We start from the raw sequence: 14,142 nt of genomic DNA, 5'->3' as shown, positions 1-14,142 counted from the left end.
TATGTCCCTTCCACATTGCCCCGTGATCGGCCATTCGCCCCGCGGTCAGCCCCTACAGATGAATCCACGTGCATGAAACGCAAGCTTGATCTCAGGAGCGGCACGCCGGTCTGGTTCGCCTACAATGTCCGTACGGTCGCGACTGCGCCGCTACAGCGCGATATCAAGACCGAAGTCGCCATTGTCGGCATGGGCATCAGCGGGGCGATGATGGCCGAAGCCCTCACCGCGCGCGGCATGGATGTGGTTTGCCTCGACCGGCGCGGTCCATTGAAAGGCTCCACGCCGGCGACCACAGCCTTGGTGCAACACGAAATCGATCAGCCGCTTTCGGTGTTGTCTGAAATGATCGGCATCGGCAAGGCCCAGCAAGCATGGCGGCGCTCGAAGCTGGCTGTCGAAAACCTCAGCTCACGCATCGTCGATCTCGACATTTCCTGCGGCCTGGAAAGAAGACCGTCGCTCTATATAGCGGGCAATGTCTTGTCACCCACCGATCTGAAGGAAGAGGCGGCGGCGCGCGACAGGGCGGGATTGCGCACGCGCTATCTGACCGCATCTGAACTCAAGGATGATTTCGGCATCGAACGCGATGCCGCCCTGCTCAGCCAGGGCAATCTCGAGCTCGATCCGCGCAAACTGACGGCTTCGCTGCTGCGCATCGCCGCCCAGCGCGGTGCGCGCCTCTATGCTCCGGTGGAAGTCGGCGCCTTCGAAGCCGGAAAGAGCGGCGTCACCGTCGCCACCAAGGACGGCCCCACCATTTCGGCGCAGCATCTGGTCATCGCCAGCGGCTATGAATTGCTGGACTCCGTGCCCGAAGCCAACCACTCCGTCGTCTCGACCTGGGCCATTGCGACGAAGCCGCAGAAGGCCAAGCTTTGGCCGGAGCGCGCCTTCATGTGGGAAGCATCCGACCCCTATCTCTATCTTCGCGCCACCGCCGACGGCCGGGTCATTTGCGGTGGCGAGGATGAGGACTTCACCGACGAAGCCTTGCGCGACGAGCTGATCGGCGAAAAGAGCGCCCGCATTTCCGAGAAGCTCAAGCGCCTGTTGCCAGACATCGATCCGGAGCCGGATTTTGCCTGGGCCGGCTCGTTCGGCACCACGCCGACCGGCTTGCCCTTCATCGGCCCTGTACCGCGCAAGAAAAACGTCTATGCGGTGATGGGCTACGGCGGCAACGGCATCACATTCTCGCAGATCGCTTCCGAAGTGATCGCAGCACAGCTGAGTGGCCAGAAAGACAGCGACGAAACGCTGTTCGGCTTCAACCGGTAGATTCTATGCCAGGGCCATGTCGACGGCGGCCAAAGCGTGGATTTCGGTGGTGTCGAACAACGGCACCGGACTGTCGCCGGCTGAAACCAGCAGCATGATCTCCGTGCAGCCAAGGATGACGGCCTGTGCGCCGCGCTCGACCAGCCGCGCGATCACGGCACGATAGGCTTCGCGCGAACTGTCTTCCACCTTGCCGGCGACCAGCTCGCGATAGATGATGTCATGCACGGTTTTGCGGTCAGCCTCGTCGGGCACCAGAACCTCCAGCCCATGCTTGTCGGAAAGCCGGCCCTTGTAGAAATCCTGCTCCATGGTGAAGGCCGTACCCAGCAGCCCGACGCGTCGGTAGCCTGCCGCCCTGATCTGCTCCGCTGTCGGATCCGCGATGTATAGCAGCGGGATCGACACGGCGGCGGCAATCTCGCTTGCCATGCGGTGCATGGTGTTGGTGCAGATGACGATGAAGTCGGCGCCGCCTCGTTCCAGGGACCTGGCCGCGTCGATCATTTGATCGGCCAAAGCCTGCCAGTTGCCGGAATGCTGCAACCGTTCGATCTCGCCAAAATCCATCGACCACATCAGGCTTCTCGCAGAGTGCACGCCACCGAGCCGCCGTCGCACCTCCTGATTGGCGATGCGATAATACTCGGCCGAGCTTTCCCAGCTCATGCCGCCGATGAAGCCAATGGTTTTCATCCCTCAGCCCAGAAGATCGCGCGCCGTGCGCATGAAGACTTTCGCGCCGATCGGGATCAGGTCGTCGGGGAAATCATAGTCGGGATTGTGCACGCTGGGATGGTCTACCCCGGCACCCAGGAAGAACATCGCCGACTTCCCGACCGCGCCGAAACGCCCAAAATCCTCGGACGCCCGCAACGGCCTGCCCGGAGCATGCCGGACAGCCTCCGCATCGAGCGCCTGGCGCAGCAGCGCGACCGCCTCCGGATCGTTGTCGCAGTGATCGAAGATGTCGTGGTAGGAGATTTCAGAGGTAAGCCCTGCCCCGTCGGCCGCCTCCCGCACCAGCGCTTCGGCGCGGGCACAGAGTTGCAGCATGCCGGCATCCGCCATGCTGCGCAGCGTCACCCAGATCTCGCCATGCGCCGGCGCAATGCCGAAAGCCGCCTCGCCCACCGTGCAATGCGTTACCGTGGCCATCGCAAAATCCTCTGACGGAAAGACGCCTTGCGCAAGCGCAGTCAATCGAGGCATGAGCGCCGCAACCGCGGGCACCGGCGAAACACCTGTCTCCGGCATCGAGGCATGCGCTGTTTTGCCCGTCAGCACGATTTTCATGCCGCGTGAGGCGCAGTTCACCAGGCCCTCGCGAAGTTCCACATGGCCAAGCGCAATGCCGGGCATATTGTGCAGCGAAAACACGTATTCCGGCTTGATCTCGGCAAAGCGCGGGTCGGCGAGTACGGCTGCTGCGCCCGCACCATTTTCCTCTGCCGGCTGGAACATCAGTACCGCGCGTCCGCGTTGCGGCCGCTCGCGTCCCAGCCCCCGCCCGAGGGCTGCAAGAATGGCCATATGCCCGTCATGGCCGCAGAGATGGGCCTTGCCGGCGATGCCGGACTTGTGCGGCACATCGCCCAGTTCCTCGATCGGCAGCGCATCCAGTTCGGCGCGGAACATCACTGTCGGACCGGCCTCGGCACCGTTATAGACCACGGCGACGCCCTCTCCGCCCAGACCGGTGAGAACCCGGTCGGGTCCGGTATGCGACAGGAATTGCTGCACCTCCCGCGCCGTCTCGCGCTCCTCGCCTGAAATCTCCGGCATGGCATGCAGCTTGCGCCGCCAGGCGACGAGATCGGCGATATCCTGGTTGCTCAAGACCATCATCAGCTCCTTTGCATCAGAATTAGCACGCTCGTTTCATCAGGCACACCCCGTCGCAAGTCTCCGCCGAGTCCGCTTGATCGAAATCAAGGCGATTGCCTCGCAACGGTTCCATCGTGCGCTCGATACCAATGGAGATGCGCCATGCCAACCGAAACCATCGTAACGATCACAGGCGTTCTTGCCGTCTTCGCTTTCTTCGCAGCCGTCGTCTGTTTCGTCGATCTGACCTGGCAGCCGAAGGCCAAGCGCAAGACGAAGGACTGACGCCGATTACGCCGCCTTCAGCGGATGAAACCGCGCGGTCGACAGATCGCAGCGGTAGTCATCGGCAAACGGGTACGGATTGCGCGCCAAAGCATCGACGGCGTCGATGATCGTGTCGGCCTTCTCGTCGGTCAACAGAGCGCTGAAATTGAGCCTCACCCAACCCGGCTTGTCGATCTCGGCGCCGCCGCGAATGGCCGCCCGCAATGCCGACGACTGGTCGGCATCGAGTTCCAGAAGCCGGTGCGCGTAGGGACCCGCGCAGGCACATCCGCCCCGCGCCTGCACCCCGTGGCAGTCGCTGAGCATGCGGGTGAAAAGCTGGTGATGGACATAGCCGCCCTTCGCTGCGTCCCGCACGCGGAACGAGAAGATCGGCAGGCGTGGCTTGCCCTCGCCGCCCAGCAGGACGAGATTCGGATTGCGGCTCCATGCCGAAAGCGCCCGTTGGGTCAGTTCGACATGCCGGCGGTGCATGAAATCGTCTCCGACGGCGTCCTTGACGAGAAAAGCCAATGCCGCGCGAATGTCGCCGACCACATCGGGCGTACCGGCTTCCTCGCGTGCCGAAAGATCGCGCGAATAATCATGAAACCAGGGCGAGACGAACGATACGGTGCCGCCCCCCGGATTGACCGGCTTGGTTGACTTGACCGCCGCCTTGCGCACGATCAGCACCCCCGATGCGGCGGGTCCGCCGAGAAATTTGTGCGGCGAAAGCACGACCGCATCCTTCCGCGCCGGGCTGTCCGCACCCATCCGGATCGGCAGATAGGGGCCGCCCCCGGCATAGTCCCAGACGCTGACCACGCCATGGCGGTTGAGCAGCGCGCCAATGGCATCGACGTCGGTGGTGATACCGGTCACGTTGGAGGCCGCCGAGAACGCGCCGATGCGCAGCGACCGCTCGGCGGTCAATTCCAGCACCGCTTCCAGTGAGGCAATGTGCGGCCCGCCCTCGTCAGCCTCCGGTATCTCGATGACCTCCGCCCCGCTCTCGCGCCATGGCAGGATATTGGAGTGGTGCTCGTAAGGACCGATGAACACGACGGGTCGTTCGCCGCACTGTGCCGCCTCGGGCACACCCAACAGGTGGACCAGACGGTTGATGCCGGCTGTCGCGCCAGACCCCAGGAAAATGACGGCGTAGTCGTCTGTCGCCTGCGTCAGCCGGGCGATTGTTTGCCGCGCCGACCGGCGAAGCCTTGTCACATACTGACCGCAGAACGATGCCTCGGTATGGCTGTTCGCATAATAAGGCAGAACGTTTTCCAGAACAAAATCCTCGACCTGCCTGAGCGCACGGCCGGAGGCCACATAGTCGGCATAGATCAGCGGCTTTGGCCCGAACGGACCTGGAATCGCCATGCCCTCGCCGATCAATCCGCTTCTGAGCGCGGCAATCGTGTCTCCATCTTCCAACATGTTACGGAAGCTCGACAGGAGGTTTTCAGGGTCTGACGACAGAGCCATTGGGTCACCTATTGGCTTGGAGATCGATTGCTCGATCATTTCACCAATTCGTGTAAGAAAAAGCGCAGTTATCCTTGCCAGACGCGTAATTATTGGGTCATTTGAGCTGATGAAAGCGGTAAAACTCGATCATTTGGACGTTCGTATCCTGCGCGCCCTTCAAAACGACTCGTCGCTGTCCCAGCGCGAACTGGCCGATATCGTCGGTCTGTCGCAAAATGCCTGCTGGCGTCGGCTGCGCATGTTCCGCGAGAGCGGGCTCATCAAGGGCTATTCGCTCAAGCTCGACCGCCAGGCGCTGGAACTCGGCGTGACGGTGTTCATGATGATCCGCACCCGGCACCACTCCAAGAAATGGCTCGAAACGTTCCGGCAACATGTGTCGGCCATTCCGGAAGTCATCGATTTCTACCGGATCGGCGGCGACTACGACTATCTTCTCAAAGTCGTGGCCCACGACATCAACGCCTATGACAAGGTCTATCAGCGCCTGATCGACAAGGTCGAACTCGATGCCGTCACCTCCTATTTCGCCATGGAGGCGATAGAGGATCAGCGTCCGCTGCCGCTGCGCGACTTCTGATTTTCATAAGGAACAGCCGTCACGTCGATAGCTGCGCTGCCATGATTTCTGGGTTGGAAGCTCGGAACCCACCTTCTTTGCGCGAGTTCACCAACTATAAACCACATTCGGTCGAACTTGGGGACATGGCAAAAGTGATTCTGTTTCCCCTTCCCGCCCGTACCGGTCTCGTTCAATCGATGGTCGACGACCTGTTGCGCGTCAATGGTCCGGCCGCCAACGTCTTCTGGCGCGACCGGATTGCCGGCATCGTCTCCGACCTCCGCCAGTCGGGTGTCGTGGACACAGAAATCCGGACCGAAATTCTCTCGCTCCAGGACGCCATCCAGCAGGAACTGCGCAACCGCGCCGCCTCCATGCAAAGCCATGGAACCGCCAGCGCCTGATCCGCACGAAACCAAAATGCGCGGTTTTCCGCTCGGCGTGGCAACCGGTTGAAACAATCACAGTCGATAGACTGCCAATCGAGTGCTCGTAGGTTCGCACAGGTAACTGCCTGTGGCCTCCGACGGCTTCCTCGCCGTCCGAAATTGGCAGATCACACGCCTTTCAGATGTCGCGTAACAAACCATCTCGACACGATGCGACAAATCGCACCAAAACGAATGCAAGCCGACATCATTACGAAACACAAATGATCGAAAAGCGCCCCCGAACGGAAATGCCGTAGCGTCAACACGCCGGCAATATCAAGGGACGAAGCGCATGATCATTGGAACATCTGCAAGCGAAACGCTGCAAGGCACAGGCGGCAAGGACGAAATCAACTTCAGCCAGGGCGGCAGCGATATCGTCAAGGGATTGGGTGACGACGACATTCTGTTCGGCGGCGGCAAGTTCGATGCGACCGACCGCGTCGACGGTGGCGACGGTTATGACCTGCTCGACCTAACCGGCGACTATTCCGCCGGCCTGACCATGGAACTCAACACGCTGCGCAATGTCGAGGAAATCCGCTTCAACGCCGGGCACAGCTACGCGATCAAGACCCATGACGGCATGGTCAAGGCCGGCCAGGTCTTCAAAATCGACGGCTATTACATGTCCAGTGGGGAAACGCTGGTCGTGGACGGGTCCGCGGAAACCACCGGCAGCTTCCTGATGTATGACGGCAGCCAGAGCAACGACACCTTCAAGGGTGGCGCCCTTAGCGATACGTTCAGCCTCAGCGGCGGCAACGATACCGTATATGGCGGTAGTGGCGAGGATGTCATCTCGTTCGGCGATTCGCTGAACCAGGACGATTTCGTCGACGGCGGCAAAGGCAGCGACGTGCTGTATCTGCGCGGCAACTACTCCATGCAACTGGATGGCACCTTCATCAAGAACATCGAGACCATCGGCGTCGGCGGAGATTTCACCTACAATCTGGTGACAGAAGATTCCCTCGTCGCTTCCGGGAAGAACCTCTACATCACCGCTGAAGGCATTACCGGAGCCGGCAAGCTCATCTTCAACGGCTCTGCCGAAACGAACGGGACTTTCGCCATTCGCGACAGCATCGGCGATGATTTTCTCATCGGCGGACAGCAGGGAGACCGTTTCGAGGCCTATCGTGATGGTTCGGACTTTCTCTCCGGCCAGGGTGGCGACGACACCTTCTATATGGGTGCCGCCCTCGGAAACGAGGACATCGTCTCAGGGGGTGCTGGCAAGGACTGGCTCAGCCTGGAAGGCGACTACTCCGCAGGCTTGACCATGGGCGCCGCTACGTTCAACGGAATGGAGACTCTCAGTTTCGGCGGCGGTTTCGACTACAAGATCAAGCTGCATGACGGCAATGTGGCGGCTGGCGCCACGTTGAATGTCGTAGGCGGGTATCTTGAAGCTGGCGACAAACTCGAGGTGGACGGTTCCGCCGAGACCGACGGAAGCTTCGAGTTTTACGGCGGCAAAGGCAACGATATCTTCAAGGGCGGCGCCAAGGACGACTATTTCACCGGCTATCAGGGCGGCACCGACAAGTTCTACGGCGGCGCAGGTGACGATTCCGCAGATTTCGGCAGCAAGCTGTCTTCTAATGATTTCTTCGATGGCGGCGCTGGTGACGATAGCGTCTATCTTTCAGGGAGCTATGGAAGCCTGACGCTTGGCAGTTCGCGCTTCATCAATGTCGAAAGCATCAGTCTGGGCGGCGACTACAGTTACGACGTCACGACCCAGGACTCCCTGGTGGCGGCCGGCAAGACATTGGCCGTCAGCGCCTATTGGATTGAACCGGGCAGAAGCTTTAAATTCGATGGTTCGGCGGAAACCAACGGTTCTTTCGAGCTGACCGGCAGCCATGGCAATGACACCCTCATCGGCGGCGCCAAGGCCGATACCTTCTTCTTGCTCAATCGGGAGGGCGTCGATATCGCCAAAGGCAATGCCGGTACGGACATTTTCTGGCTCGACGATAATTTCACCGCGGCCGACCGCATCGATGGCGGCAGCGATTACGACACGGTTCGCTTTGTGAAGGGTTCCGCGCAGCAACTCGCCCTGACCAACGATAGCTTCAAGAACATCGAGCGGATCGATTTCTACACCGGCAATGATTATAATTTGAAACTCGCCGACGGCAATCTGGCCGCTGGCAAGGTTTTGGAAGTCAACGCGGCTAATCTTAGTTCTACCGACACACTCGTGTTCGACGCCTCGCTTGAGACGAATGGACAAATTTATGTCACGGGCGGAGCCGGTGACGACACCATCAAGACGGGTGCCGGCGACGACACGATCTATGGCGGGTTTGGCGCGGACATCATGTCCGGCGGCAAGGGCAACGACACCTATTTCGTGCATAACGCCGGAGACAAGGTGATCGAAGCGGACGGTCAGGGCATCGACACCGTCCAGAGCTCGGTGAGCTTCTCCTTGGCCGGCCAATATATCGAGAACCTGTCCTTCATCGGCGCCGGCAATTTTAACGGTACCGGCAACAAGCTCGCCAACATCATCACCGGCAACGCCGACAATAATATTCTCGATGGTGCCGGCGGCGCCGATACGCTGAAGGGTGGGGACGGCAATGACACTTATATCGTCGACAATGTCGGAGATCTCGCCGTCGAGATCGATGGCGGCGGGTTTGACAATGTCGAGGCGTCCGTCAGCTACTCGCTGAAAGGCCAATATGTCGAGAACCTCAAGCTTGTTGGCAACGCAAACGTTGACGCCACGGGCAACAAGCTGTTCAACACCATCATCGGCAATTCAGGCAACAACATCATCAATGGCATGGATGCCAACGACTTCCTGACCGGCGGCGGCGGCGCCGATAGCTTCGTCTTCAGCACCGCCCTGGGCGCCAACAATGTCGACACCATCACCGACTTCGATGCCCCCTCGGACAGCATCCGCCTCGACAACGCCGTTTTCCTCGGCCTCGCCGACGGCGCTCTCTCGGCGTCCGCCTTCAAGGACATCGGCTCCGGCACAGTCGATGCCTCGGATCGCATCCTCTATGACTCCGACACCGGCGAATTGTTCTTCGACCGGGACGGATCGGGTTCGACCTACGACGCGGTCCTGTTCGCCACGCTCTCCAATCATGAGACGATCAGCTACAACGATTTCCTCGTGATCTGAGCTTGCAAGCTCCCCGCCGGCTAGCCGGCGGGGAGCTTTTGGCATCCGCCCACCCCCTTTCGCCACCGCCACTATTCTGCCGGCTCAGGTCAGCATGACGCTGTAATTTCACCTGCAAAGCTGATATCGGGGACGCGGCGAGCCGCGGTGCCGCCGCAAAGGTTGGCAGCGACAGGTGCCGGGGGACACGCGATGGCAGAGATTTGGAAGAAGCTTGTCGATTGGGGCGGGCTGATCCTGTGGTCGCTCGTCTGCGTGATCATCCTGGTTCTGGCTTGGCAAAATCCGGATGCGCGCTCCGTCGTCGTCAACTACCGCTTCGGCAGCGAGGCGTTCCTGGCAGGTCAATCGCCCTACAACATCAAGGTGGCAATGGGCTATCTCTACACCCCTGCCTTCGCCGTTCTCTACATCCCCTTCATGCATCTCGGCGCCCATCTCGGCGACTCGCTGTGGCGGCTTTTCGGCATTGCGGTGCTTACCTATGCCGTCTACCGGCAGATGCGCCGGATCGGCAATCCGAACCCGATCTGGTTCATGTCCTGCACGCTTTTCCTGGCCTTGCCGATGACGGCCGGAGCCTTGCGCAACGGCCAGGCCACCGTCCTGCTGACCGGCGCCTGCTGGCTGCTGACCTTGTCGGCGCTGGAAGGCAAGAAGGCCGAAACCTTCCTCTGGGCATCCCTGGCGATCATCGCCAAGCCGACCGCGATCGTCATGCTGCTGCTCGTCGGCGCCTTGCGGTTTCGAATGATCCCCGTGCTGATCCTGTCGGTCGTCTTCGTGCTGGTGATCCCCTATGCGTTCGGACCGTTCGGCTACATCAACAGGCTCAACAGCGACTTCCTCGGGCTGATGACCGCGATGTCGGTCGACAAGTCGGCTGCCTTCATCACCGCCGACTTCACCTCCCCCTTTGCCGAGTTCGGCATGCCGATCTCAACAGACGTCGCGACCGGCATCCGTCTGGTCGCGGCTTTGCTGACCCTTGCGGCGGTGATCTGGTACGACCGCAATCTCGACGCCAAGCTGGTCGCGCTGGTCGTCTTCGTGCTGGCGGCATTTTACATGTGCGTGTTCAACCCCCGGGTGGAAAGCAGCACCTATGCAATGCTTGCGGTGCCTTGCGGCATGGCGATCACCTATATATGGCAGACAGAGGGGCGCGGGCTGTTCCGTGTCCTGCTGGCCGGCGCGCTGATGGCCGCGGGGTTGACCGGCATCGTCCGCGAGGTCAACGAACTGCTCCAGCCATGGTTCAGGTCCATCGCCGTGACGGTCATTACCATGACGGTCCTGTGGTGGTACTACAGCCAGGCTCGCCGGTCCGTCCAACATGTGAGAACCGGTGCGCATGCCGCATACCAGGCAAAGTCTTGATATCGTAACCCCCTTCTTCAACGAGGCCGAATCCGCCGTCGCCTTCGCCGCGATGCTGGCCGACCTCGAGGTGGAGATCGCCGCCCGCTTCAACTGTTCGGTCCGCACCATCCTGGTCGACGATGGCAGCCGCGACAATGGCGCGAGCCGGTTTGCGAAATCCCTGACCGGCAACTGGGAGATCATCCGCCTGAGCCGCAATTTCGGCAAGGAGGTCGCGGTTCTGGCCGGCCTCGACCGCGCCGATGCCGATCTGGTTCTGATCATGGATGCCGACCTGCAGCATTCCAAGGATGTGAGCCTAGAGCTTATCGCGGCCCTTCTGGCCGAACCGGAGCTGGACGTCGTCTACGCCGTCAACAGCCGCGAAGGCTCCCACAGCCGCGGCCGTCTTTCCAAGCTGTTCTACAAGCTGATCAACAGCAGCCAGCGTTTCGACATACCAGCCAATGCCGGCGACTTCCGCGTCATGCGCCGTCCCGTCGCCAAGGCTCTGACGCAATTGCGCGACAAGCGCCGCTTCAACAAGGGGCTGTATGCCTGGGCCGGGTTCCGCGACAAGGCCATCCCCTATTCGCCGGCCGAACGGGTCGGCGGCGTCAGCAAGTGGAACGGCCTCAACCTGCTCGCCTTTTCGCTGGAGGCATTTACATCCTTTTCCGTCGTGCCGCTCCGAATCGTCAGCGTCGCGGGACTTCTCGCCGCCTTTGCCGGTGCGGCCTACGGGTTGAAGGTGCTGATCGAGGTGCTCTTCTATGGCGTCGCCGTACCCGGCTATCCCAGCCTCGCGGTCGGCGTCATGCTCTTCGGCGGTCTCAACCTCGCCATGCTCGGCCTGATCGGCGAATATGTCTGGGTCACCCTCAGCGAAAGCAAGGACCGGCCGGTTTACATCGTCCGCGACGTGGTCGAAAGCCGCAGCCGGGACACACAGCAATGACGCGCGGCATCCGCCTCATCGCCGACGACTACGGTCTGTCGCCCGGCGTATCGGATGCCATCCTCGACCTCATCGAACGCGGCCGCCTGTCGGGCACCGGCTGCATGACGGCCTTTCCCGAGTGGCCCGATCATGCCGCGCGCATAAGACATTTGCGGACCATGATCGGCCTGCATCTCACCCTCACCGACCAGCCCGCGGCGACTGGCGTGTCGAGCCTTGCGCCGGGCGGCACCTTGCCGCCGCTGTCGCGCCTCGCCCTTCCCTTCAAGCGCGCAGGCTTGGACGAGGCCGATATCCATGCCGAGCTCGACGCCCAGCTTGCCCGCTTTGTCGACGCGATAGGCCACGAGCCGGACTTCATCGATGGCCACCAGCATGTGCATTTCCTGCCTGTCGTGCGGACATGGCTGTCGACGCGCACATGGCGGCAGCGGCCTGTTCTGCGAGGCGCGCCCAGATATGAAACCGCCCTCTCCCGCACCGCGCTGAAAATCGCCGCGATTGCGGGTCTTGCGACTGGCTTCGACGCGACCATGCAGAAGGCAGGCTTCCAGCTTTGGAAACCCTTGGCGGGGATCTACGATTGGCAGAACCCTTCCGCCTTCGCGCCAACCCTGGACAAAGCCCTGACGTCGCTTCCGGAAAGCGGCGTGTTCATGTGCCATCCCGGCCATGTCGACGATGTGTTGAAGGCGCGCGATCCGATGCTGGATGTGCGTGAGGCAGAGCACCGCTATCTGGCGTCCGATGCGTTCGGCGGTCTGCTCGTCCGCTCCGGCGTCCATGTCGTGAACGAGCCCACATGACCGCCGAAGGTCCCGCCGGCCGTTCGCTCGTCAGCAAGCTCGTCCGCTTCGCAATCGTCGGCTTTGCCAACACCGGCATCGACCTAGCCGCGTTTTCGCTGTTTTTGTGGCTCGGCATGGCCCCGCTCATGGCCAATGTCCTGGCATGGGCGGTAGCGGTCGTCTTCTCCTTCGCCGCCAACAGCTTCTGGTCGTTCGAACGCGACCGCACGCTCGGCCTGATCAGCAGCTTCCTGCGCTTCGTGTCGCTCGGCGCGCTGATCTCGCTGGGCGTGTCGAACCTGTCGCTCATCGCGCTCACATCGACGCTCGGTGTCTGGCCGGCAAAAATCATCGGCGTTGTGGCAGCGGCGATCCTGAACTTCGTCGCGGCCCGCTGGTCGATCGAGAGCCGGATCGGCCGGTAAGCAAGCACTTACTCTCCACCGCTTTCTTCGAGAACGTCGAAACGCACATTGCGGGCAGGCGGCGACCGCAGGATATGACGCTGCCGCTCGACCCACAGCACCGGCCTGCCGTCCACTCCGCGGGCAAGCTGCCAGCGCCGCTCCAGCTCAAAACCGCCGCCGGCCATGACACCAGCCGATATGCTGTGCAGCTCAGGCGCTTCGGGCGTGCCGGCATAGAGCAGCCGCCCGCCCGGATGCGGTGTCGGCCTGGGTTGCTGCAGACCATAGTCGGCCATGCCGCCGCGCAGATAGGCAGGACCTCCCTCCGCGCTCCAGTCGAGTTGATAGGGGTGCCAGTGGCTTTCGATCCCGTCGGCAGGCTTGTAGGCGTAGGTCTTGGCCTTGCTCAGATCGCCCGAAGGTCTGATCGGCGGGTATGAAGGATGCGCGGCGTTGGGCTCCACCGGCTTGCGTGCAATCGCTCGTCCGTCGACGACCCGCTCCAGCGCCCACAATACGTTCGACTGCTCGTCGACGCCGAACTGCACGCGCTCGATCGGCTGGCTTTCAAGCGGTCCCTCCGCCACCGGCCATATGACCAGCGAAGACGCCGGCAGACCGGTGCTGCGATACAGCGAGAAATCCTCCGGCGCCGACAACCCGGGATAGACAGGCGTGCCGTCATCGAGCAGTTCCGTGCCATCGAACACCTGCCCGAACCCGTCGGTGACCGTCATGCCGTCGATGGAGACGACCGAGCCGACCTCGGCATTGACGGGGAACAGGAACCAGTCATCCGAATGCGAGTAGATCAGCTCCACCAGGAGCATGGTCGCGAAATGCGCGGTATCCGGCGCATAGCCGCCAATATCGACCTGGGCGTCCTCGATTTCCCAGAAACGACTATGCGGCGCGCCGGGATATTCGAGCGGCGTGGGGATCACCGCGACAGCTTCGGGCTCCGGGGTGTCGCCTTGCGCCGCCGCTTCGTCCGCATCGGCTGAATACCAGTCGACCGATCCGCCGCGATGATCGCGGATCTCAAGCTCCGCAACCGGGGAATCGAAGCTGGCTCCATAGCTGAGTTTCTTGGAATCCCATCGGTCGGGACTGTCGCGCGGCGGCGCATCGTCGCCAAAGTCGCCGATCTGAACGCCCAGACTCTCCCGGATAAGCCAGACGGCCAGGCCGTCCAGCCGCCCGGCAAAGGCCTGATAGGGCGGCGGCGGATCCTGGAACACCAGTTGCGGTTGGTCGATCAGTCCGGGTGAAAGCGATGCGATCCGATGCCCCGCGCGGATGCGGCGGCCCATCGTCCACCAGTCCTCCAATTCGGATTCCACCAGCGCTTCGGCCGGCACGATGCGGGGATCGAACGCCGCCTCACCCTCCAGAGGCAGGATCGGACTGCGCGTGACCTCGACATCGACGCGCACCGGCGTCGAGGCGTTTTCGCCCTGATATTCGCCCATCTGCCACTGCCGCGCCAGGAACCAGAGCGGATCGTGCAGCCGCGCGGCAAAGCCATTGTCCATGTCGCGGTCGCCACGACGCGTTTCCAGCCGGTTGTAGAGGTCGATGCGCTGCGCAGCCATGCCG

Annotated in this window: 13 protein-coding genes; 9 read left to right on the top strand and 4 right to left on the bottom strand. The window is 61.8% G+C overall.

What is annotated here, in order from left to right:
• Positions 1–72 precede the first annotated feature (72 nt).
• A complete protein-coding gene (locus ICI42_RS08330; RefSeq protein WP_188164089.1) occupies positions 73–1,284 on the top strand; it encodes an NAD(P)/FAD-dependent oxidoreductase in 1,212 nt (403 codons plus the stop codon).
• A 3-nt stretch (positions 1,285–1,287) separates the two neighbouring features.
• Here the strand turns inward: ICI42_RS08330 and ICI42_RS08325 are convergent, their stop codons facing one another.
• Together ICI42_RS08325 and ICI42_RS08320 are read right to left on the bottom strand one after the other, a co-directional pair.
• Positions 1,288–1,980, bottom strand: coding sequence for an aspartate/glutamate racemase family protein (locus ICI42_RS08325; RefSeq protein ID WP_188164088.1), 693 nt, complete (start codon positions 1,978–1,980; stop codon positions 1,288–1,290).
• Positions 1,981–1,983: 3 nt separating this feature from the next.
• Entirely contained in the window at positions 1,984–3,129 is a 1,146-nt protein-coding gene (locus ICI42_RS08320) for an amidohydrolase (protein ID WP_188164087.1), read from the bottom strand.
• 144 nt (positions 3,130–3,273) lie between these two features.
• Here ICI42_RS08320 and ICI42_RS23940 point away from each other — a divergent pair, with 144 nt between their 5' ends.
• The gene (locus ICI42_RS23940) at positions 3,274–3,396 is read left to right on the top strand and encodes a hypothetical protein (protein ID WP_269140759.1); all 123 of its coding nucleotides are present in this window, start codon (positions 3,274–3,276) and stop codon (positions 3,394–3,396) included.
• Between the two features lie 6 nt (positions 3,397–3,402).
• On the opposite strand, the gene ICI42_RS08315 is transcribed toward ICI42_RS23940, so the two are convergent.
• Complete coding sequence (locus ICI42_RS08315; protein WP_188164086.1) at positions 3,403–4,869, bottom strand: aminotransferase class V-fold PLP-dependent enzyme; 1,467 nt, start codon at positions 4,867–4,869, stop codon at positions 3,403–3,405.
• 109 nt (positions 4,870–4,978) lie between these two features.
• On the opposite strand from ICI42_RS08315, the gene ICI42_RS08310 reads away from it, so the two are divergent.
• The 7 genes from ICI42_RS08310 (at position 4,979) to ICI42_RS08280 (ending at position 12,561) form a co-directional block, all read left to right on the top strand.
• On the top strand, positions 4,979–5,452 hold the full coding sequence (locus tag ICI42_RS08310) for an Lrp/AsnC family transcriptional regulator (protein WP_188164085.1): 474 nt from the start codon (positions 4,979–4,981) through the stop codon (positions 5,450–5,452).
• A gap of 125 nt (positions 5,453–5,577) precedes the next feature.
• A complete protein-coding gene (locus ICI42_RS08305; protein WP_188164084.1) occupies positions 5,578–5,838 on the top strand; it encodes a DUF6074 family protein in 261 nt (86 codons plus the stop codon).
• A gap of 319 nt (positions 5,839–6,157) precedes the next feature.
• Positions 6,158–9,025 (top strand): calcium-binding protein, encoded by a 2,868-nt coding sequence (locus ICI42_RS08300; RefSeq protein WP_188164083.1) that lies wholly within the window; start codon positions 6,158–6,160, stop codon positions 9,023–9,025.
• Between the two features lie 192 nt (positions 9,026–9,217).
• A complete protein-coding gene (locus tag ICI42_RS08295) occupies positions 9,218–10,405 on the top strand; it encodes a glycosyltransferase family 87 protein (RefSeq protein WP_188164082.1) in 1,188 nt (395 codons plus the stop codon).
• Positions 10,380–11,345 (top strand): glycosyltransferase family 2 protein, encoded by a 966-nt coding sequence (locus tag ICI42_RS08290; RefSeq protein ID WP_188164081.1) that lies wholly within the window; start codon positions 10,380–10,382, stop codon positions 11,343–11,345. The genes ICI42_RS08295 and ICI42_RS08290 overlap by 26 nt, the downstream gene beginning before the upstream one ends.
• Positions 11,342–12,154 carry a ChbG/HpnK family deacetylase gene (locus ICI42_RS08285; RefSeq protein WP_188164080.1) on the top strand — a complete coding sequence of 271 codons (813 nt, stop codon included), beginning with the start codon at positions 11,342–11,344 and terminating at the stop codon, positions 12,152–12,154. Before ICI42_RS08290 ends, ICI42_RS08285 begins: the two co-directional genes overlap by 4 nt.
• Entirely contained in the window at positions 12,151–12,561 is a 411-nt protein-coding gene (locus ICI42_RS08280; protein WP_188164079.1) for a GtrA family protein, read from the top strand. Before ICI42_RS08285 ends, ICI42_RS08280 begins: the two co-directional genes overlap by 4 nt.
• Before the next feature lie 8 nt (positions 12,562–12,569).
• Here ICI42_RS08280 and ICI42_RS08275 read toward each other — a convergent pair whose 3' ends face one another.
• Positions 12,570–14,138: a hypothetical protein gene (locus ICI42_RS08275; protein ID WP_188164078.1), complete on the bottom strand. Its 1,569-nt coding sequence runs from the start codon at positions 14,136–14,138 to the stop codon at positions 12,570–12,572.
• Positions 14,139–14,142: the final 4 nt, after the last annotated feature.

Origin of the sequence: Oryzicola mucosus (assembly GCF_014534685.1) — a bacterium.
GTDB classification, from domain to species: domain Bacteria; phylum Pseudomonadota; class Alphaproteobacteria; order Rhizobiales; family Rhizobiaceae; genus Oryzicola; species Oryzicola mucosus.
This window is presented reverse-complemented; position numbering and strand designations above follow the sequence as displayed.